29 protein-coding genes are annotated in these 19,541 nt (G+C 58.5%); 19 read left to right on the top strand and 10 right to left on the bottom strand.

What is annotated here, in order from left to right:
• Positions 1-12 precede the first annotated feature (12 nt).
• The 4 genes from merA to merT are packed head-to-tail and all read right to left on the bottom strand — an operon-like array spanning position 13 to position 2,794.
• Positions 13-1,695 carry a mercury(II) reductase gene (merA, locus tag K8374_RS24755; RefSeq protein WP_004574524.1) on the bottom strand — a complete coding sequence of 561 codons (1,683 nt, stop codon included), beginning with the start codon at positions 1,693-1,695 and terminating at the stop codon, positions 13-15.
• A gap of 12 nt (positions 1,696-1,707) precedes the next feature.
• Positions 1,708-2,139: an organomercurial transporter MerC gene (gene merC / locus K8374_RS24760; RefSeq protein ID WP_004574525.1), complete on the bottom strand. Its 432-nt coding sequence runs from the start codon at positions 2,137-2,139 to the stop codon at positions 1,708-1,710.
• Between the two features lie 12 nt (positions 2,140-2,151).
• On the bottom strand, positions 2,152-2,430 hold the full coding sequence (gene merP, locus K8374_RS24765; protein WP_004574526.1) for a mercury resistance system periplasmic binding protein MerP: 279 nt from the start codon (positions 2,428-2,430) through the stop codon (positions 2,152-2,154).
• Between the two features lie 13 nt (positions 2,431-2,443).
• The gene (gene merT, locus K8374_RS24770) at positions 2,444-2,794 is read right to left on the bottom strand and encodes a mercuric ion transporter MerT (protein ID WP_004574527.1); all 351 of its coding nucleotides are present in this window, start codon (positions 2,792-2,794) and stop codon (positions 2,444-2,446) included.
• Between the two features lie 71 nt (positions 2,795-2,865).
• On the opposite strand from merT, the gene merR reads away from it, so the two are divergent.
• Positions 2,866-3,285, top strand: a complete 420-nt coding sequence (gene merR, locus K8374_RS24775; RefSeq protein ID WP_004574528.1) for an Hg(II)-responsive transcriptional regulator — start codon at positions 2,866-2,868, stop codon at positions 3,283-3,285.
• Positions 3,286-3,437: 152 nt separating this feature from the next.
• Here the strand turns inward: merR and K8374_RS24780 are convergent, their stop codons facing one another.
• Positions 3,438-3,656, bottom strand: a complete 219-nt coding sequence (locus K8374_RS24780) for a co-regulatory protein PtrA N-terminal domain-containing protein (protein WP_004574529.1) — start codon at positions 3,654-3,656, stop codon at positions 3,438-3,440.
• Positions 3,657-3,734: 78 nt separating this feature from the next.
• On the opposite strand from K8374_RS24780, the gene K8374_RS24785 reads away from it, so the two are divergent.
• Together K8374_RS24785 and K8374_RS24790 are read left to right on the top strand one after the other, a co-directional pair.
• Positions 3,735-4,097, top strand: coding sequence for a hypothetical protein (locus K8374_RS24785; RefSeq protein WP_175442734.1), 363 nt, complete (start codon positions 3,735-3,737; stop codon positions 4,095-4,097).
• A gap of 84 nt (positions 4,098-4,181) precedes the next feature.
• On the top strand, positions 4,182-4,976 hold the full coding sequence (locus K8374_RS24790) for a hypothetical protein (protein WP_224459418.1): 795 nt from the start codon (positions 4,182-4,184) through the stop codon (positions 4,974-4,976).
• A 96-nt stretch (positions 4,977-5,072) separates the two neighbouring features.
• Here the strand turns inward: K8374_RS24790 and K8374_RS24795 are convergent, their stop codons facing one another.
• Positions 5,073-5,648, bottom strand: a complete 576-nt coding sequence (locus K8374_RS24795; protein WP_023383753.1) for a hypothetical protein — start codon at positions 5,646-5,648, stop codon at positions 5,073-5,075.
• A 127-nt stretch (positions 5,649-5,775) separates the two neighbouring features.
• Here K8374_RS24795 and K8374_RS24800 point away from each other — a divergent pair, with 127 nt between their 5' ends.
• From K8374_RS24800 to K8374_RS24820, 5 genes are all read left to right on the top strand, one after another.
• Positions 5,776-6,237, top strand: coding sequence for a hypothetical protein (locus K8374_RS24800; RefSeq protein WP_023383754.1), 462 nt, complete (start codon positions 5,776-5,778; stop codon positions 6,235-6,237).
• Positions 6,238-6,438: 201 nt separating this feature from the next.
• Complete coding sequence (locus tag K8374_RS24805) at positions 6,439-6,846, top strand: hypothetical protein (protein ID WP_023383755.1); 408 nt, start codon at positions 6,439-6,441, stop codon at positions 6,844-6,846.
• Complete coding sequence (locus tag K8374_RS24810; RefSeq protein WP_023383756.1) at positions 6,843-7,358, top strand: hypothetical protein; 516 nt, start codon at positions 6,843-6,845, stop codon at positions 7,356-7,358. The genes K8374_RS24805 and K8374_RS24810 overlap by 4 nt, the downstream gene beginning before the upstream one ends.
• Positions 7,359-7,416: 58 nt before the next feature.
• A complete protein-coding gene (locus K8374_RS24815; RefSeq protein WP_023383757.1) occupies positions 7,417-7,707 on the top strand; it encodes a hypothetical protein in 291 nt (96 codons plus the stop codon).
• Positions 7,708-7,866: 159 nt separating this feature from the next.
• Positions 7,867-8,526 (top strand): hypothetical protein, encoded by a 660-nt coding sequence (locus tag K8374_RS24820; RefSeq protein ID WP_023383758.1) that lies wholly within the window; start codon positions 7,867-7,869, stop codon positions 8,524-8,526.
• A 95-nt stretch (positions 8,527-8,621) separates the two neighbouring features.
• Here the strand turns inward: K8374_RS24820 and K8374_RS24825 are convergent, their stop codons facing one another.
• A complete protein-coding gene (locus tag K8374_RS24825) occupies positions 8,622-9,479 on the bottom strand; it encodes a hypothetical protein (protein ID WP_004574800.1) in 858 nt (285 codons plus the stop codon).
• A gap of 253 nt (positions 9,480-9,732) precedes the next feature.
• On the opposite strand from K8374_RS24825, the gene K8374_RS24830 reads away from it, so the two are divergent.
• Positions 9,733-10,791, top strand: coding sequence for a tyrosine-type recombinase/integrase (locus K8374_RS24830; protein ID WP_023383760.1), 1,059 nt, complete (start codon positions 9,733-9,735; stop codon positions 10,789-10,791).
• 49 nt (positions 10,792-10,840) lie between these two features.
• On the opposite strand, the gene K8374_RS24835 is transcribed toward K8374_RS24830, so the two are convergent.
• Positions 10,841-11,332: a hypothetical protein gene (locus tag K8374_RS24835; protein WP_175442733.1), complete on the bottom strand. Its 492-nt coding sequence runs from the start codon at positions 11,330-11,332 to the stop codon at positions 10,841-10,843.
• Between the two features lie 538 nt (positions 11,333-11,870).
• Between K8374_RS24835 and K8374_RS24840 the strand changes: the two genes are divergently transcribed.
• Together K8374_RS24840 and K8374_RS24845 are read left to right on the top strand one after the other, a co-directional pair.
• Positions 11,871-12,734, top strand: coding sequence for a hypothetical protein (locus tag K8374_RS24840; RefSeq protein ID WP_023383762.1), 864 nt, complete (start codon positions 11,871-11,873; stop codon positions 12,732-12,734).
• Positions 12,735-12,753: 19 nt separating this feature from the next.
• The gene (locus K8374_RS24845; RefSeq protein WP_023383763.1) at positions 12,754-13,215 is read left to right on the top strand and encodes a hypothetical protein; all 462 of its coding nucleotides are present in this window, start codon (positions 12,754-12,756) and stop codon (positions 13,213-13,215) included.
• 38 nt (positions 13,216-13,253) lie between these two features.
• On the opposite strand, the gene K8374_RS24850 is transcribed toward K8374_RS24845, so the two are convergent.
• Positions 13,254-13,952 (bottom strand): hypothetical protein, encoded by a 699-nt coding sequence (locus K8374_RS24850; protein ID WP_023383764.1) that lies wholly within the window; start codon positions 13,950-13,952, stop codon positions 13,254-13,256.
• A 203-nt stretch (positions 13,953-14,155) separates the two neighbouring features.
• On the opposite strand from K8374_RS24850, the gene K8374_RS24855 reads away from it, so the two are divergent.
• From K8374_RS24855 to K8374_RS24870, 4 genes are all read left to right on the top strand, one after another.
• Positions 14,156-14,419, top strand: coding sequence for a hypothetical protein (locus K8374_RS24855; RefSeq protein ID WP_054893917.1), 264 nt, complete (start codon positions 14,156-14,158; stop codon positions 14,417-14,419).
• An 11-nt stretch (positions 14,420-14,430) separates the two neighbouring features.
• On the top strand, positions 14,431-14,679 hold the full coding sequence (locus K8374_RS24860; protein WP_023383766.1) for a hypothetical protein: 249 nt from the start codon (positions 14,431-14,433) through the stop codon (positions 14,677-14,679).
• Between the two features lie 139 nt (positions 14,680-14,818).
• Positions 14,819-15,043: a hypothetical protein gene (locus K8374_RS24865; RefSeq protein WP_023383767.1), complete on the top strand. Its 225-nt coding sequence runs from the start codon at positions 14,819-14,821 to the stop codon at positions 15,041-15,043.
• Between the two features lie 34 nt (positions 15,044-15,077).
• Entirely contained in the window at positions 15,078-15,341 is a 264-nt protein-coding gene (locus K8374_RS24870) for a hypothetical protein (RefSeq protein WP_023383768.1), read from the top strand.
• A 79-nt stretch (positions 15,342-15,420) separates the two neighbouring features.
• Here the strand turns inward: K8374_RS24870 and K8374_RS24875 are convergent, their stop codons facing one another.
• Positions 15,421-16,149, bottom strand: a complete 729-nt coding sequence (locus tag K8374_RS24875; protein WP_041925798.1) for a hypothetical protein — start codon at positions 16,147-16,149, stop codon at positions 15,421-15,423.
• 110 nt (positions 16,150-16,259) lie between these two features.
• On the opposite strand from K8374_RS24875, the gene K8374_RS24880 reads away from it, so the two are divergent.
• From K8374_RS24880 to trbC, 4 genes are read left to right on the top strand one after another with little or no spacing between them, the layout of a single operon-like run.
• A complete protein-coding gene (locus K8374_RS24880; RefSeq protein ID WP_023383770.1) occupies positions 16,260-17,057 on the top strand; it encodes a DsbC family protein in 798 nt (265 codons plus the stop codon).
• 36 nt (positions 17,058-17,093) lie between these two features.
• Positions 17,094-17,792, top strand: a complete 699-nt coding sequence (traW, locus tag K8374_RS24885; RefSeq protein ID WP_023383771.1) for a type-F conjugative transfer system protein TraW — start codon at positions 17,094-17,096, stop codon at positions 17,790-17,792.
• The gene (locus K8374_RS24890) at positions 17,789-18,826 is read left to right on the top strand and encodes a TraU family protein (RefSeq protein ID WP_023383772.1); all 1,038 of its coding nucleotides are present in this window, start codon (positions 17,789-17,791) and stop codon (positions 18,824-18,826) included. Before traW ends, K8374_RS24890 begins: the two co-directional genes overlap by 4 nt.
• A complete protein-coding gene (gene trbC, locus K8374_RS24895) occupies positions 18,774-19,505 on the top strand; it encodes a type-F conjugative transfer system pilin assembly protein TrbC (protein WP_224459419.1) in 732 nt (243 codons plus the stop codon). Before K8374_RS24890 ends, trbC begins: the two co-directional genes overlap by 53 nt.
• Positions 19,506-19,541 lie beyond the last annotated feature (36 nt).

Raw genomic sequence — 19,541 nt, forward strand, 5'->3', positions numbered from 1 at the left:
CTCGCGCGCTCATTACCCGGCGCAGCAGGACAGCTGCTTGACGTCCTTGGCGAAGGTTTGCGCCGCGAGCTTCAGCCCCTCGACCATCGTCAGGTAGGGGAACAACTGGTCGGCCAGTTCCTGCACCGTCATCCGCGCCCGGATGGCGATGGCGGCGGTCTGGATCAGTTCGCCCGCCTCCGGGGCCACCGCCTGCACGCCGATGAGCCGTCCGCTACCTTCCTCGATGACCAGCTTGATGAAACCCCGCGTGTCGAAGTTGGCCAGTGCGCGTGGCACGTTATCCAGGGTCAAGGTGCGGCTGTCGGTCTCGATGCCGGCGTGGTGCGCCTCCGCTTCGCTGTAGCCCACGGTGGCCACCTGCGGATCGGTGAACACCACGGCCGGCATGGCGTCGAGATTGAGCTTCGCCTCGCCGCCGGTCATGTTGAGCGCCGCACGGGTGCCTGCGGCCGCCGCCACGTAGACGAACTGCGGCTGGTCGGTACAGTCGCCGGCCGCATAGATATCCGGGGCACTGGTGCGCATGCCCGAGTCGATCTGGATGGCACCGCGTTCGTCCAGCTTCACGCCGGCGCCTTGCAGATTCATGCCTTGGGTGTTGGGCGTGCGGCCGGTGGCGACGAGTAGTCGGTCGGCATGCAGCTCGCCATGATTGGTGCTCAGGATGAACTCGCCGTCGACGTGGGACACCTGGCTGGCTTGCGTGTGTTCCAGCACTTCGATGCCCTCCATACGGAAGGCTGCCGTCAGCGCTTCACCGATGGCCGGATCTTCGCGGAAGAACAACGTGCTGCGTGCCAGGACCGTGACCTTGCTGCCCAGCCGGGCAAAGGCCTGCGCCAGTTCCACCGCCACCACCGAGGAGCCGATCACGGCGAGCCGCTTAGGAATGGTGTCGCTCGCCAGCGCCTCGTCCGAGGTCCAGTACGGGGTGTCCTTGAGTCCGGGAATCGGTAGAACGGCCGGGCTCGCGCCGGTGGCGATCAGGCAGCGGTCGAAGGCGACGATGCGCTCGCCGCCCTCGGCCAGTTCCACGCTGAGCGTGCGGCCGTCCTGGAAACGGGCGGTGCCGCGTACCAGGGTGATCGCCGGCGTGCTCTCCAGAATGCCTTCGTACTTGGCGTGGCGCAGTTCGTCGACACGACCCTGTTGCTGGGCGAGCAACCGCTCGCGCAGGACGGTCAGGCTCGTGGTGGACAGTCCGGCGTCGAACGGGCTCTCGCGCCGCAGATGGGCCACATGCGCGGCGCGAATCATGATCTTGGAGGGCACGCAGCCAACGTTGACGCAGGTGCCGCCGATGATGCCGCGCTCGATCAGGGTGACGCGCGCACCGCCTTCCACCGCCTTGAGCGCGGCCGCCATGGCGGCGCCACCGCTGCCGATGACCGCCACGTGGAGCCTGTCGCCATCTTTCCCGGCGCCAATGCTGCCGCTCAACCAGCCCCGCGCCTTGTCGAGCAGGCCTGAGCGGGTAGGTGCCGTGGCGTCTTCGAACGCCGCTCGATACCCCAGGGCCTCGACGGCGGCCTGCATCTGTTCACGGCTTACGCCCTCGTCGACCTTCAGTTCGGCCTTCCCGCTGGCGTAGGAAACATCCGCCCGATGCACGCCGGGGATCTTCTCCAAGGCCTCTTTCACATGCTCGACACAGGAGGCGCAGGTCATGCCGACGATTTGTAGTTTGGTCATAGTGTTATTCCTTCATTTTGGCGGAGTCGGACAGGACGTCGGGGAGCAACGGCGGTGGGCGGGCGACACGAGATCCCAGATGGACACCCCAAACATGAGGGCCAGGCCGATATAGAGCAGCCAGCCGCTCCGCCAGCCGTGAGCCAGCATCAAATACACCGCTATCAGCACCAGGGCCGGGCCGATCAGGCCAGGCGCAGCGCGTCGCCACTGCCGGTGACTGAACCCGCCGAGGGCATTGACGAGCAGGGCCAGCCCGGCAAATAACGGCAGCAGCGTGGTGATGAACAGGCCTTCCCACTGGCTCAGAAAGCCCAGACCGATCGCGGCCCCCAGACCGGCAAGGGCGGGGAAACACGAGGCACAGCCTATGGCAGAAATCAGCACGCCAACGGACCCGGCTTTGTCACCGATCCGCGTGAACAAATTGAAAGGGTTTGCCATCGGAATGCCCGCCTACTGCTTGACGCTGGACGGGTAGCCGGCGTCCTCGGTCGCCTTAGTCAGCGCCTGGACATTGGTCTTGGCATCATCGAAGGTGACGATGGCCTCGCGGTTCTCATAGCTCACCTCGGCCTTGGTCACGCCCTCGACCTTGGTCAGCGCCTTCTTCACCGTGATCGGGCAAGCGGCGCAGGTCATGCCCGGCACCGCCAGAGTGACGGTCTGCGTGGCCGCCCAGGCAGGTGCGGCGACTAGGGTGGCGAGGGCGAAGGATGCAAGCAGTTTTTTCATGGCGGACTCCTGATCAGTAGAACAAGGGAAGGATGTAGGGGAAGCCGAGCGCGACCAGCACCAAGGCCGTTACCAGCCCGAACAGCAGCTTGTAGGTGGTGCGTACCTGGGGCACGGCGCAGACCTCACCCGGTTTGCAGACTTGAGCCGGGCGGAAAATGCGTCGCCAGGCGAAGAACAGCGCGACTAACGCCGCACCGATGAAGAGCGGGCGGTAAGGTTCCAGCACGGTCAGGTTGCCGATCCAGGCCCCGCTGAATCCCAGTGCGATCAGAACCAGCGGCCCAAGACAGCAAGTCGAGGCGAGAATCGCCGCAAGCCCCCCGGCGACAAGAGGGGCGCGCCCGTTTGATGGTTCAGACATGCATTTCTCCTTTCGAGCATGTGAGCGATGGTTTAAGGTTACTTCCGTAGTCAAGTACGGAGTCAAGCAGTATGGAAAACACTGTGGAAAGCCTGACCATCGGCGCCTTCGCCAAGGCGGCCGGGGTCAACGTGGAAACCATCCGGTTCTATCAACGCAAGGGGCTGTTGCCCGAACCGGACAAGCCCTACGGCAGCATTCGCCGCTACGGCGAGGCGGACGTGGCCCGGGTGAAATTCGTCAAATCCGCGCAACGACTGGGCTTCAGCCTCGATGAGGTGGCCGGGCTGTTGCGATTGGATGACGGCGCTCACTGCGACGAAGCGCGCGTGCTCGCCGAGCAGAAGCTCGAGGATGTGCGGGGGAAACTCGCGGATCTGCGGCGGATCGAGTCGGTGTTGGCGCGGCTGGTTCACGATTGTTGTGCGAGCCACGGGACGGTTTCCTGTCCGCTGATCGTTTCGCTGCAGGGGGAAAAGGAACTGCGCTGACTCCGCGCGTTAACCGAGGATTTCCCGATGCGTGAGGCACCTCCGGGGTCGGCTTGCGCTTGGCAAAACAGCGGCGCTCATTGAGCGCCGCTGAATGGCCAAAGGAGCACTTGCATAGGCCACAGGTTAGTACTGCATCAGCAGCTCATGTTCTACTTTGCAGGCGGACAGCCGGGCTGCGCCTCGACCCGGCCAGCCGCCGTGGCCCCCAGTTGCTCAATCTTCTTGGCGGTTTCCGCCACCAAGGCCGCCTCAGCCTTGTCGCGCATAGCGGCGATTCGCTCGATTGAACGGTCGCTCCCGCTCTCGGCCCATACGGTGGATGACAGCAGAGTCGCACCAACTATCAGCAGTAGTCTTAGGTATTTCATAACAGCCTCCTCTCGGGTTTTCTACCCACGAGCCGACTCTATCTCCGTAGTTAAGTACGGAATCAAGGAGAGATGGAGATGAAGGTCCTGGATTATGGCGCTGAGAGGAAATGGCAGGGCTTAAGTGCACTTTCTGTTCCGTTGCTCCCCAAACCCCAATCTCGGCTCGCCCGCCGCCCTGCGCTGCAGGTAAATGTAAACACGAGCAAGCTGCATGGATTTCTGGTGATTACCCACAACTCCGACGATACCGGCTACAAAATCCTGCTCCAGGACAAGGGCCACTCGGTACCAGTCAAAACGGTCGACAATGTCATCGTGCGTAAACTTGCCGCCACACTCGTTGAGCTGATCGATGACGGCACCAAGCGTGTCGAAATCCCTTCGCAGGGCCTGGCTACGAATGCTGTCATCGCAGGGGACTACCTGCTCAGTTCTTGAACGTTCCACCTGACCCACCGTTCGCGGTGGGTTTTTTATTGGGCGCTGCAAAGCATTCCCTCAGACCAAGATGAGGGTATACAAATGACCACTACCGTACAGTTCAACCACAGCTACAAGCCTCGCGGCCGCATTGTGTTTCGCCTAACCGGAGGAGGGGAGACGGCACTTGCCGGCGTGCTCCACTTCGACCCTGCCTTTGAAATCGCCGAGGGGGCCAGCTACCTGGCGCGAATCGGCGCCAGTGGGTTTGAGGTGTTCGATACTGTTGTCGACGCTGATCTACCTGCGTACCTGGCGCCCTACAATATCGATTACCACCTGCGTGCTTGCATCTGGCGGAAGCCTGTTGCCGACGGCACCCTAATGGTGAGATTCATCCGACAGTGGGCTGGCTGCCAGAGCTGGCTGGTCTATAGTTGCGCACCAGCGTCACCGATCAGCGCGGGTGCTTATTCGGCGACCGGCCATGCTTGGTTCGATGTGACAAGGTTCGAACTCTCGCCCATCGCTGCACCGGCAGAAGAGGTGGGCCTAACCATGGCACAACTGACGACCATTCCCCCGGTATGGCCCGATTCGGATCGCGTACATCACGCGTTGTGCGCTATCCCTTTAAGCTGGCGCCCAGACTACCTGGCGTATTCGAAACTGCAGGTCGCCCTCGGCCGTGGTGAATTGAGTCGAGAGGAGTTCAAGGCACATGTGCTCAACCACGAGCGGCTGAGGCACCTATGGTCGAATCCTGGTGATGATTACTTAAATTACCTGGTGCACCTCGATGACCTGGGCGGCGTCCAGGAGGTTGGGCCGTACAACAGCCAGCAATTGCTTGAACGCAAGGAGCGGAGCCGTATGGCAATGCTCGCTGCACGCTGAAGGCAACGCTACCGACCGGCCCTTGAGGCCGGTTTTTTTTCGGGCACAAAAAACCGCTGACCTAGGTGGCCAGCGGTGGGGTATTGCGTTGGTACCTCATGCAGCAAGATTGCGCGTCTGGAAAGTCACGTGGTCCATACAGGCAAACAAGCTTTGCGCTTTCTGCTGGAATAGGCACAGGGCGATTTGCTTGAAGTCAGTTTCTTCATCCCTGCTCGGTGTTGATTCGAAGGAGAAGGTGACGGTACCGCCGTATTGGCCTCGGTTGTACAGCACCTCGATGTCAACCAGCGCAACGAGGCGGCCGCCTCGTTTGATGTGCCGTCCCTCGAACTTGTATTGCTGGTGCCGTAACAGGTCACGCCCCATCTCCACGGAGATAGGTTTAATCGTCGCAGCACCATCCTTCAGCAGGGTGATTTCGAAAACCTGCAGTGCCTCCTTCATGTCGAGCGCGCATTCCACAAACTCAGTGAGCTTGGGATGCAGGCCGAGTGAAGCCAGGTGTGTGCCGTTTTCGCGGATGACCCAAACGTATCGACCGCCGACCGTCCCAGTTTTGGTGAGGTGGAGCAGGTCAAACTGGTAAAAGTCTTGTTTGAATCCACGCAGAAGGCAGTCATCAGCCTCAACGATGGCACGCATTTGCTCAAACGCTGGTTGGAATTGCATAGGGTCTCTCCTAGAAAGGCTTTTCATGATGCAAGGAGATGTCCCACAGGCATGTAGAAGGTGGATTGTAGGGCTGTGTGGAGCATCCCCTGAAGTCAGTTAAACAACCAACTACCTGGTGCCCCTCATGAACGATCCAAAAAGCTCCCTACAAGCGGTGGAAAGCCTTCTCAGTGCCGTCAACGCGCACGCCCGAGACCTCAACGACAAAGTATTACCTCCTGATGGGGATAGCTACAACGAGCTCTTGCACTTGGTCACTGATCAGTTGAATGCGATTTTGGGCGCTGCCCAGGGCATCACTGCTGATCCTGCACCTGACACAGCGAGCGCTGTAGCTAAAGCGACTCAGGTGTGTGGTTCTCCTGTTGCCATCGTGCTGGATGCCATCGTCGGCCGGCTCTCCCTAGGCAATCTCCGGTCAATTCTCCAGGCCTATGAGTGCTGCACCCAAGAGCAGCTCAACGGTAACGCAAACTCGCAGCAAATCGCTGGAAAAGCGCTCTCTGCAGCTATTTTGCGGGGTGTCGAGTCGATGGTCGCAAGTGATCGACAACACCTTGAGCTACTGCTGGCGCCGCAAGCGTGAGCAGGTAACCCCACAGCCCGGCATTTGCCGGGTTTTTTTTCGCCCGCAGGATGAGCGTGCTTCACTGCTGGCCCCAGATGAACATGGTGTACAAAGAAAACTAGCCTTATGTTTACGCGTTAAGTATCGATATGCTCTAAGATGCATGACTCAATTGCTGCAAACACACAATGGCGCCGGAGCCTTAGGGAGGGACCCAGCATGTGCAATCGGAATCTGATTGAAGAATGGTCGTGGGATGGATCATCGATCGACGGCATCAAACGCTTTGCTGCCGAGCTCGGAATCGGCCTGCAGAAATTCGTCGAGTCATTCTTCTGCGACGGATGGCCCGAGACAGTTCCAGAGCCGTACCGCGGGGTTGTTAAAGGGCCGATCAGTCGAGATTTCACGCAAGGGGAAAATAGCCTGGCAGGCCACCAAAACTACACCCACATCCTTGCAATCGACCTTGCCGGCGCTGCACTCGTGATGGATATCACCGGCTGCCTGTACACCGATGGGGAAATACAAACCCTGGTCGAGCGCCCAGCGGCAGACGCGCTGGCCAAGGTGGACGAGTACCGTCTCGGAGGGTCTGCATATCGCCCGGAGGTGCGCGAAGCATGAACTACTTGGAACGTGCAGCAGACGACGCAGGCTATCCCAACCTCGACTTTGAAGATATGTATCAGAAGGGCCTCGCGTGCTTTCAGTGGGGCCTACCAAGGCCGTTGGTTCGCCAGGCATTCAAGTACGCATGTGCAGGGTGGACTGAGCGAGACCGCCCGATCTTGATGTGGCATGTCCGTGCATTCGTCTATGGGTTGTCCGGCCGCTGTGACGGGGGAATTCGAAAGCGCCTTGCGCCGGAGGACTACCAATGGCCAGTCCCCCCCGATCCGTCCTGGGAGCTTGTGGTGTGCACCTATCCCGACGGCACTTGTGAGCTTGACCTGGTTCATCCAGTGAGCGGCCGATTCTGGTCCGAGGACAACGGTTTTTTCGAACTCCCCACCGAGAAACGCACGTTGATGAACCCTATGTGGTTCAAGTCCATGGGTTTTGACGTAATGCACATGCAGCCGGCGCTGCAGGTCCGTATAGGCGACCCTAAAAGACCCCATCTGAAGCTGGTGTGATGTAGGGACCAGAGGACCTAATCGCACCCCAGTTCCATTGACCTAGGAGATAACCGCTATGACCGATCAAGTGATGCACATTTTCGCGCCCGACCAGTCCAAGATCACCCCGTTCATTACCAAAGTGGAGATGCTATTGGGCGGGATACCTCAGGTGATGTTCCCTGACGGCACCCTACAGTTCGCTGATCAGGACCAGCGGCCAGTGATTCTATTTTCGCCGCGGTTACCCGAGCCTGAGCTGGAAGAGTTCTGCCGCCTCAACATCAAGATGTACGAGCAGCATTACCAGCAGCACAAGGAAGCCATCGACAATTTTGAGACCCGGCCTATCACGCAGTTTTGGTGATGCCCAGACCGTTGCCAGGCGGGTGGGCTAACCCAGCGGGCCAACTCGCCGTTGCAGCACTCGATCTTCCCAGGTCCATGATCCCCGATCGCGCCATTGCCCGGATTTACCGCTCTGTGTTGCACATCTCCGGTTATACAGCCAACAGGAGATTTCCCAATGCAACATTTTCAAAAAGCAGCAGTGGACCGCACCGATCGTCAAGCGATGATCAGCTTCCTGGCTGGCCATTATCGCTATGACACCATGAACTCTTGGAACCGCGCCACGAGCTACGCTCACTGCGTGAAGATCCATGCCCTTGGCCTGGATCGGGAGCAGACAGAGAAGGCCTTTGAGCTGCTCAATGTCGACTACTGGGATGACTTGTCTCTGGTGATCGAGGACTTCGTCGTGGAAATGAATGGCGAGTTCACCATCAGCAGTAATGGCCGATCGAGCGGGTATCTGGTGCTCATGAAAAGCCAATGGGAATCCACCGGCTATCAGTCCTACTGCAAAAGCTGCTCTCAGCGCAATTACCAAGCCTGTACCGAAGGTAACAATCGCTGCGGTCGCTGTGGCGCCGAGGGTGATGCAGGTCGTTTAAACTTCCAGCATCCACCCAAAACGCTTCGTGTCTCTGGCCAGGCGTTGGACCAGGATGAAGACTTCAACGAATGGTCTCTGGACCAGCTCGCGAACCGAGTAGAGGTCGTCGAGGCATTTGACAATGCTTGTGACAGTATCCGCTCAACCTTCATCGACATGCTGAGCCTGAACGTCGTCGAAGAAACAGTGCTCATTCCGCAGAAACGCTATGTGCTGAAGTCGGCATAGCACCTACGAACGCTCCATCCGCCGCTGGTCTTCGGACTGGCGGTTTTCTTTTGCCCAAAGAAAAGCCCCGACACATGGTCGGGGCGGGTAGAGCGTTATACCTCCTCGGCATCAGCCTCAGGGTCTGCGATCAGCCGCAGCAAATCAGCGACAGGCAGAGAGCAGAGCTGGCGCATGTCGTCGTTCATGTCTTCCAGTCGTTGACGCAGGCCCTGGAGCAACTCGTGGAGCTGCTTTTTCTCCAGAAGGTTGACCGCCATGACCAAGACTCGCCATACCAGCTCGGATTCTTCATCGAGAGTGTCGGTGCGTTTGCGAAGATCCGCGAAGAAATCGAGGATCTCACTGCTGTCCAGGTGGTCGTAGACGCAATCCGGACTCCAGGTGACCTCGGTACCGTAATCAGCCGCGAGCGCAGCCGTGACCTGGTCACGCAGTTGCGGCATCGAGGCCCAGTCCCATACGCCGAGTTGCGCGGCTTTGGTGAGTGTTTCCTGGACGGTGTTCAGCGTTGCAAGCATCTGCGGGAAGAGCAACCGTCGGACTGACTTCGAACCTTCCCAAACAGCTACCTGCAGGGCATTTTGCATGTTGGTTGGAGAGGACCCACGGCGATTAGCTTCCAGCAACAGCTCACGGAGCAAGGCATCGAGCTCGTTCGGCGTGCTGCAGTCGGGTTTGATTGTTGTCGTCTGCAGTAATTGCAGCGTGACCTCGCGGCCGTGAGCATCCAGGCAGTGGAACGTGTCGTCGACCCAGCGGCCAGCCGACAGTGCCTCAGCAGTGATCAGCGTCTCGCAGTTGCTCGACCACAACAGGCGAAGCAGGATGACTGTCGAACCTGATTGCTCGACCTCCGCAGTGCAGCGCGTGGTAAGCCCGGGCAGCGTCAGCTGCACGTGGGAGGCGCTGTGCAGCAGGTTGATGAAGCTGATGAGCGATACGTTGTTCATGGCGAACTCCTGAAAGTAGTTGAACTTGCCCTCAGGGATGCCACACACGCACGAATACCCCCCTCCCTTGTTCTGTGCTCTTGAAGCCGCCGGTCCCTCTCGGCCCGCAAAGCCGGCGCCAGGCACGCCCCCATTCTGTCAGTGAAAAAACCAGGCGAGTACAAATGTTCTCCACTACACTTCACCGACATGCAATTAACAGTCAGAGCAGGCCGACCTAGCTCCCGTCCATCCTGTACCTCCGGAGTCGCCCATGAGCGCTACTGAAGACCTCTTCAAACCTGACAGTCCTTCTTGGAATGAACGGCCTAAGGAGACATTCGACCACTGGATCAGCCAGCAAGCGGGCAGAGGAACCTCAGCCCGCATTCGAATATCGTCCGCGGAGGTCTATCGCTCGCAGTGGGGCCGGTTTGTCGACTGGATTGAGCAAAAGAGCATTAAATTAGACGAAGTGGATGCAAGCGATATTTCAGACTTCCTTGATAGCCTAACCCCTGAGATCGAGAAGAACGAAAAGCGAGTTAACAATAGGCCGCAGCGCGACCGGTACCGCAAGCTAATACAACGAGTGTTGGCCGACCTGTTCAAGGAAAAGGAAGAGCCAGGTTTCCTCAACCCGGCGGCGCAGGCGTTGAGGGCTGAAGGGGTCAAATGGAAGGATGTCGACGGCAACCTGCCTACCAGCTTTCTGCGGCCCCAGGAAGCCGAGCTGCTGGCCAATCACCTGGTGGCGCCGCTGACGGCACAGAACGAGCGGGGGCGGTGGCGCGAGGCGCGGGATCGGGCGATGGTGGGTCTGTGCGTGGGGGCCGGGCTCAAGGTGCAGGACATCGTCGGCCTGACTGTTAATTGCATCACCCCGCAAGCCGCCCCATGGATCACCCTTTCCTATGCGGATTCGAAGTTCGAGCACCGGACCAAGCCGTTTGACTACGCCGCCCGGGCGCTGGCCACCTGGTTGCACATCCGCCAGCAGGCCGGTACCGAGGGCGACCTGGTATTCCCCAGCGACATCACGCCGGTGATCAAGAACGGTCGCAAAATCACCTCGATCAACCCGTCGACGGTGAACCGGATCACCGAGGCCGTGATCGTCGAGTCTGGGGTGAAGGCCATTCGCGATCCTGAGCATCGAGCTAGCCCGCAGACCCTGCGTAATACGTTTGCGGCTGAGCTGTTCGAAAGAGGGGAAACGCCGGCCCTGGTGGCGGAGTGGATGGGCTTTGCACAGCCCGTGTCGGCCGAGAGGCTTTATGAGTCCTGGAAGCTGTGGCGGCAGACCATCAAAGGCACAGAACAAGGGGAGTAAGTGGGCTAGGCAGAGGCGTGACCACCTCCGCCCAAAGGGCAGCAGACGCTTACGCGGACTGAGGAGCCTCGGCCTCCACGTCGCACACGCTGATGTGCACGTGGCCAACGGCAGAGGCATTCAGAGCGATGCGGACTTCGCGGCAAACATCCTCATAGTAGGCGTCCCGCACTTCACGGAAGGCCGAGAACAATGTGAAGAGGCCAATCATAGGAACTAGCAGGTATCGCGCCACCTCAATGATTTTGGTCAACCCCGCAGTGATCTCAGCAGGACTAGCAGACTGCAACGCAAAAAGTGCTCTGGTGACTGCTTCGGGCTCCAACAATGTCGCAAGCAGCACTAAAGCGAAAACGGCCGTTGGCAAGGCTGCAAGGGCTCCGCGCAGGGTTCGAGTCAAGGCGCCCATCACAACGATCAGGGCTTTGACGTACGTCCGAGGATCTCGCCGCACGCGGCTTCGCATCTCCTGGTACTTCTCCATCGAGAGAGAACCCACCCCTACACCGTTGACCTCCACCGTGACTTGCTTCTCGCTCATGCTCATATCCTGTGCTCCTAGTGGGGATTATTGGTCGGCCGCATGGCCAACCTGAGCAGGATAGCATTTAGATACAGTCGGTGTATGTGTTCGTGTTATAGCATCTAGGCCCAGGCCCAGCGGGTGAGACGCGCCTGATTCACGAACGCCAGAAACCACAAGGCCCACTACGAAGTAGCGGGCCTTGTGGTCGCAAGTTCAACCTTTCGGTTGATTTTCCCAGCCTTTCAGGAGATTGGGTCGGTTGAGGCTTGTTCGCCTACATGGGGCCTATTAAACACTGGTTTCGCTGGCAATGCAACATGGAACTATAAAAATATGCGAACGAGCGGTCAGAGCGCCAGAAAGCCCGTAAATACGCCGTTTCCGTTGGGTATCGAGGCCAGAGGGAGTGCCTAACTACCCTCCACTCGACCCGCGAGATACTCACAGTATCGGAATGGACAAACTGAATGCATGCATTCAGAATCATGTGGCGTATAGGTACGAGTTATGACCGCGCGAGCGCGACTTCCGCCTCAACCCAATAGGGACAACGATGGCCACCATACTCTCACACGACCAGCAGCAACGCCGGGAACACACCGAGCTCATCATGCAGCCTATAAGCCGAGCCAAGCCTCCAACCATCAGCAAAGAGTCGACGCTCTGCGAAGTATTCATCAAAGAGTTCAACCAGATCAAAGGATGGACGTGTTATCCAGAGGCTGCAGGGTTCGATGTGCTGGTGGTCAACGACGACGGCCGCCAGATCGGTGTCCAGGCAAAGCTCTCGCTGAATGCCAAGGTCGCTGAACAGATCCTTCCCAATCAAGGCGACGACTTTTGGGAAAGTCCGGGCCCAGATCACCGCCTGGTCATCGTCAGCAAAATCACCGATGCCAGTGCTGGCATTGCCAAGATGCTCCGTCGGCTTGGAGTCAAAGTACTCTGCCCATATGAGTCATGGACAGCACAAGGCTACGTGCACACGTTCGGACTTGATCATCGGCTCTTTTATGCAGAGGGCAGCGCAGGCTCTGATGAACGTATGTTCGATTGGTGGCCCTCAGTGCGCTGCCGTGTACCGGCCATCGTAACCTCCTTGCCGGCTGGAGTTCCAGCCCCGGTTCGACTCACGCCATGGAAAGAATCGGCACTGAAAGTGGTGGTCCTGATGCGTAAGCAGGGATTCATCACGGCCAAGCAAATCGCATCGTTCGGAATAGGCGTCACCGCATGGACCCAGCCGGCCGGCAGCAAGAGACCCTGGCTCGCTAAAAGCCAAATCCGCGGTCAGTGGGTGGAAACTGAACACATGCCCGGCTTCGACAAGCAGCACCCTGATATGTACGCCAAAGCGCTTGCCGAGTACGAAGCCGAGGCGGCGAAATTACAGCTGATAGCCCCAGCAGCAAACTGAATGACTGATGAGAGAAAGCATGAACTTTGAAACCCGAAAGAAAAAGCTAATGGACATAAGGAGGTGTGCGCTGGACATGCAGAACGGGACCCTTCCACCGTCCATGATGGCAAGCCTTCTCGCCTCTATTTCCACTGCCATCATTGTCGGAGTCATCATGAAACAGGACCCACTTTTGGTAGTAGGCACCAGCCTTGTGGTTGCCCTGCTGGTTTACTTTCGAGCCCCATTTTCTAAGTCGTGGGCCGAGGCTCTTGATAACCGGCTAACCGACTATGAGCCAATCGACCATGAAGCGTACGCCACTTTTCACCATGCGACACGTGAGCGGGGCGGCCTCGATCTTCCTGCGGTGTTCAGTTGGATAGAGCAGGAAATGACTGCTCTCTCCGCTATCACACCGAAAGTCCCAGATTGCGCAGCCCACAAGTTCATCAGCAAGCCAGTCAAGCCAGTGGCCAATGATCGCAGCCAGGAATAGCAGGCTATGAGCGCTCTTAGCTCAAGGCACTTGTCGTTCTAATCAGGTTCACCATAGGCCGGCCTAAGGAACGGCTGCCAATTCTCGGCTCCCTCGATGTCGACGGCCTGGCCCGCAGCGGAAATTTTAAAGCTCAGTTTTCGCTTATCGGCCACCAGAAGCCCCCTGTTTGCTAGTCCTCGGGCAATGCCAAGCACGACCAGGAGAGGAGGGTAATAACTTCGCCCGATCCATGGCTCAAATGGGTCCAAGAATTCGTTTGGCTGCTGTTGCCCCTGGTAAAGAATGCGCAGGGCAGTGAGCGACATCGGCTTGCTGGCAGGGTCAATTTTTGGTTTTTGCATAGGCAAGCCTTTCAGCACTCTGGCGACCCTCCTGCCATCAGTTGTAAGCCTGACATAAAGAGACATGAGATCGCCCAAACCGATCAGCCGGTGATCCGTGTTCAGCAAGCCGCGGCTTTCCAGGGAATGCCACGTTGAGCCGGCGCCATGACCGACCAGTTTCATCTCCGCGAGCGCGTACCGTAACGGGCCATCGTACGTCATTCTTCGGACCCGACCGTCAGGACCATATTCCAGCCACCGCCATTGGCTCGCTGGCGCAGAGCCTGGCCCAGAATTCGCCTGCTCGGCCCGCTGATCTTCGTCATACGCCACCACGAGGTAGGCACGCTGGCGCTCGTTGAGCGACTCAGCGATCTCGGTTATTCGGGTGATCAGCTTTTCCTGGGCCATGATGCTGCTGAAAATTTGGGCACTTCCTTAACTTAAGCACCGCCGCCGAGCTTTGCCTTGCCGGGCGATCGCCGGCCTGGCCGAACGCGTATACACCACTGAATCACAACCACCGTCTCAAACCGGGGCAGCTTTATAGCTCGATGCACACCATCTCCGGAGACCAGGTCACCCGCATAGACCTGCTTTTCCAGGAGATCAGTATGTCCAAGCAAATCCAAGCAAATCAAACTGCAGTTCTGGTCGCTGACCGTGAGCAAGGTACGATCCTCGCCGCACTTCGCCACTACCAGGAGATCCTCCGAAGTGGGGCGTCAGCTGCTCCGGGCCTGCTTGATATCGCAAGCAATTCCGGTCAGCTCACGCCCCTGTCGACCCAAGAGATCGAAGTGCTGTGCGAGAAAGTAAATTTCGGGTCGACCCTCAAGGAGCTCGAATCGTTCGTCGCCAACGCAAAAGCTAAGTGAAGGGTGGCGGTATGCATCCGATCATTGAAGCCTCGCGGCTTATGAAGGGCGCGCAGATCACGCGGAAAGCAGCGGTACATGCCAATGGGGGGACTATCTTCCTCTGGGAGCTCTCAACTGGTGACACCATTGAGACCATACGTTCAACCCATGGCTTCAGTTCAACCGCGTTGAAGGCCATCCCCTTTATCGATCGCGTCAATTACTACAGCGCCATGCGTGGCACCAAGGTAACTGGTAGCTACCAGCTACAAGCTTAGAAACGCTCCATCCAACCCGGCCATGCGCCGGGTTTTTTCATGTGGGTTTATAGAGAGCTGAGACTCATCTCCCGAGGCAAGTTCAACGCCTTACGGCAAGACAAGTGCCCTGGCACACCTCACATGAAAGGAGCAGGCAATGGCCACTCTCACCGCAGTTCAAGCGAAGAAGAAAATCGATGATCACCTGTTGAAAGGGGCGGGCATCTACGCCTACCACCCGAAGCTGGGATGTCGCTACTTCAAAGCACGTGTGTCAGGCGAAAAGCTGGAGGTCTGGGACGGATTCAGTTGGTTCGAGGTACCTCGCGAGACGAAGTTCAACAACGGCCATGGATCCGCGGGTGACCTGTTCACTTTTTGATTTGCCAGCAAAAAACGCCTTTCAGGAGAAACACATGAACACCCGCACCCCTATCGCGAAAATGGGCAAGACCATCAATGCTGCCGAAGTCGAATTTAAAGTCGCCCGCAGTTTTTACAAAGTAGAAGTCCCTGCCGGTACCCGCTGCTGCTACCTCGCCGGCGGAACCAACGGAGGACGCTGGGTCGTTGACGACCTGTCTTTCCTCAATCCGAACTCTGCCGTGTACCACGATGCGGACCACTACGGGATTCCGGTTCCAGAAACCAACGTAATTGAGGATCCACGCCGGACGTGAGTCGGCTGGACTCTTGCGAGTTCTCCAACTCTGCATAACTGCTTCACCCGCCCTCGAATCTATTGGTTCGGGGGTTTTCTTATGCCACCGACTGTTCCCAGGAGCTGGGCGCCGTATGAAGTGCCCCTTCCTCCGCCAGCATCTCGGCGCCTTCGCGCTCGATCGCTCCCGCAGTAGATACCTCAGGCGTTAGCGGCAGCTGGCAATCACCGCACACCAGGTTGAACTGGTCGCCGCCGAGCACAGATTTGTTGCAGCCAGCACATGTGTATTTCGTTCTGGCCCAGACTTTTTTTTGCGCGCTTCGGCGGCCAGCACCAGCAGGCCCGGCCGCACCCGCCAGATTGATGTTCAGCCCCTGATCGTGAAGCTCGCGGATGAGGAGGCTCAGGCCCCCGCCTTCGAGAAGGTAGTGCGACACCTTCTGCCCGATCACTTGGCCACCAGGCAGGCCGGTACTGGACGGCTGCAGACCGATCTCGACCATTTTATCGGCCCAGACCTGGTCGTGGTAGGCCCGCCGCGGGGGCTGTCCGGAGTGCTGCCGGTACTGATGACAGGCTTGATGCGCCAGCGATTCGATCATCTTGCTGCTCGAAAGGTGCGCCCCAACGGCGATTTGGTCCAAGGCCGGGCAGAGCTCCCCGCTCGGAAGAGCGCCAGGCCGGTAATGGCCTTCAGACCCTTGGCGTGTCGAGAATCTGATTTCACAGCCAGGTAATGACCCGGAAAAGAAGCGCTCATTGATTGCCTGATAGGCGTGGTGCAGTTGCTGCAACGGGTGAGATGGCGGCTTTGCGGTATCCATAACTCTCTTTTAATACTCGCTGCGTATAGTCACGAGTTGTCGGTATTGCTAGTATATGGTCACACGTACACATAATTCTACCGGCACCATTTATAAATCTGAGGTAACCGATGAAAAAGCTCGTTGTCGCTATCGCTCTCGCCAGTTGCTCGCTGGCTGCATTCGCCCAGGCCGAGTCGCCTGCACCCGAGGTTGCTCAGGCCCCTGCCGCAGCCACCGCTCCAGCAGCTGCGGCAGCGGCGCCAGCTGCTGACATCGAGATCATGACCGTGCTCAACACGCTCAAGGGCAAATACCCCTCCACCAACTTCACCAACGTAGAGCGGGCGCCGATCGATGGCCTCTACGAAATTACCATGGGCAAGAACATTGCCTACACCGATGCCTCAGGTCGCTACCTGTTGTTCGGCAGCGTTTACGACATGCAGACTCGCAAGGACCTGACGGCACCCAAGCGAGCTGCAGCTGAGAAAATCGACGTTTCGAAGTTTCCGCTGGCAGACGCGTTCACTCGCGTAAAGGGCAACGGCTCCCGCAAGCTCTATCTGTTCTCTGATCCTGACTGCCCGTACTGCAAGAAGCTGGAAACGGAGGTCCTCAGCAAGTTGGACAATGTCACCATTTACACCTTCATGTATCCGCTGGAGTCGCTGCACCCGCAGGCTCGCGCCAAATCTGAATCGGTCTGGTGTCTGCCTGAGGCTGGCCGTGCTGCTGCATGGGAATCCTTGGCGCAAGGCACCCAGCCGCCGGCGAAGAAATGCGATAACCCAATCGAGCGCAACATCGCGCTGGCCGAAAGCATTGGCTTCCAGGGTACTCCCGCCATGGTGAGCGAAGACGGTCGGAAGATGCCGGGGCTGGTATCGGCCGAGCGGCTCGACGCCTGGCTCAACGGCGGTTCCTGATCTCCCGCCAACAGTCTTCTCCACGTGGCCATCTCGATGGCCACGTTGGTTTCTGATCACCTGATCGTCATGAGCCCCGGGCTGGGCATTCTCATTGGAGTTGTGATGAAGCTACGCCGCTTATGCGCATCCGCTTTCCTTACCGCCCTCTACCTCGCGTCATCCACTGTTCATGCCGAAGAGCTCGGCAAGTACGGAAACACCTGGGAGATCCAGGAGCAGGATGCAATCGACATGATCCAAGGTCGGTTGAAAGCGATGGACAAGAAAGGCGAACTCGACAAGTTCTGGAACGACTACCGCGACAAGCAGTTGGCCGGAGCAGAAAACCCCAAGCCGGTACCCGGCATTGGGCCCGTCGTTGAGCCGCAGATCAGGATGTACGACCCGACCTACACGTACCCTGAGACCGTCAAAGATCATCTGGGTAACATCCTGGTGCCGGCGGGCACTCGCATCAACCCGCTGGACCACATCACCCTCAGCAAAGCGATCATCTTCATCGACGCTCGCGACCCGAAGCAGCTGCAGTACGCCAAGAAGCGCACCGATGAGCATCCCCGGGACAAAGTGATATTGGTCGCGGGTTCGTTCCTGAAGCTCAACCGGGAGTGGGGTCGCCCGGTCTACTTCGACCAGATGGGCATCCTCACGAAGAAGTTCGGGATCGAGCGCGTTCCCGCGGTCCTGACCCAAAAGGGCAGGGAACTCCAGATCGAGGAGTTGAAGCTATGAAGAAACTGCTTATGGCCCTGGGCTTTGTGGCAACGGCCCTGCTCAGTACGGTCAGCTCTGCCGATGAAGGCGTGTGCACCGGTAAATTCCCGAACCTGATTTCGGACGTCTGCTGGTCCTGCATGTTCCCGATCAAGCTTTTCGGTTCAACGGAGCTCATTTCCGATGGCCAGGAAGACTTCGACAGCGGGAACAAAAGCGCATTCTGCACGTGCGATAACCCGCCCAAGGTCGGCATTCCCACCTCGTTCTGGGAGTTCGACATGATGACCGACGTTACCACGGTGCCTGGATGCTTCCCCTTGCTCGGTGGGGTGAAAGTCAACGTAGGCGTCAACGCAGATGCATTCGGCTACATCTCTGACGATCAGAGCAGCGGCATCGGCAGCACCCGCGACTCGTTCATGCAGGTCAACTTCTATATCAACCCGGCCATGTATGTGATGGGCGCCATCCTGGACGACACGTGCATGGACAACCGCGGTATCGACGTGCCCTGGATGTCTTTCGCGGACCCAACCCACAACGATGACGAACTCGCCGGCATCCTGACCCCCTACGCGTTCCCCTTCGGGAGCATGCTGGCGATCGGGGCCATGTCCGCCGATGCCGTTGCCGCTGCTACAGGCTTCCCACTGTCCACGATCTTCTGGGCCGCCGGCTCCTACGGTCACATGTACCCGCTGACCGGTCGGAACGAGGCGCACCTGAGCATGGAGCAAACCGCCCGGCTGCAAACCACGCGAATCCTCGCGAAACTCCATGCCGCGGGTACCCAGTGGGCGGCAATGGGAGGTGACGCAATGTGCGGCTACTACCCGCAGATCATCATGGACAAGCGGCAGTACAAGCTGACTCGCCTCTACCCCAAGCCTGAGACCGCAAAAATCGCAGGCAAGTGCTGCTCTCCAATCGGGCGGTCGACAATTCTGACCGAATCGAACACTGAGTTCCCTCTCCCAGGATACAAGGACTTTGGCTATGGCATTTTCCGTAAACGCGACTGCTGCGGCGGCGCTACTCTTAGCAACTAGTTTCTTCGCCGTGCCTGCCGTGTCCCAGCAGCTGGAAATGCCTTCCAACGAAGCTATCCAGAAGATCATGCAGGAGCAGGCGGCATCTCGAAGTGCCGCTCTGAACGGGAAGATTGATCCGGTGAAGCCGGGCACGTTCAAGGCCACGGTACCGGTCATCGACGCCCCAGCGCCCACCAAGACCGAGTCGCTTGACGACGTCATTGCGCGATTCAACGCCGCAAAACAAGGTGCAAAGGGTGGCCACGGCGCGAACGACTTCATCATCTTCGTGTCGTTCTCGATGCCCAAAGACAGGCTTGAGCGGCTGGCGCAACAAGCTCGCGAAACCGGTGCTGTCATGGTCGTGAGAGGGTTCAAGAATGGCTCCCAGATGCAGACCAAACAGGCTGCGCTGGAGGTGAACAAGGCCGGTGTGCCGTGGGAGATCAATCCCAATCTGTTCAAGGCCTTCAAAGTGGAATCGGTACCAACGTTCGTCGTGGCGTCTGCAGAAGCAGAGTCCGTTCTGGACGATGGCTGCTCACCAGATGCCACCTTCACGTCGATCACCGGCGACATCAGCGCAATGTTGGCCCTGGATACCATCCGCCTCCGTGCGCAGCCTGAGATCGCAAAGCTTGCCGAGGCCAGGTTGCAGAAGATCTACAAACAACAAGCCCCTGGCACCGTCCACTGATCACGATCGAGCCCGGCATCGCGCCGGGCTTCTGGT

The sequence above is a fragment of the Pseudomonas sp. p1(2021b) genome (assembly GCF_020151015.1).
Taxonomy (GTDB): Bacteria; Pseudomonadota; Gammaproteobacteria; order Pseudomonadales; family Pseudomonadaceae; genus Aquipseudomonas; species Aquipseudomonas putida_K.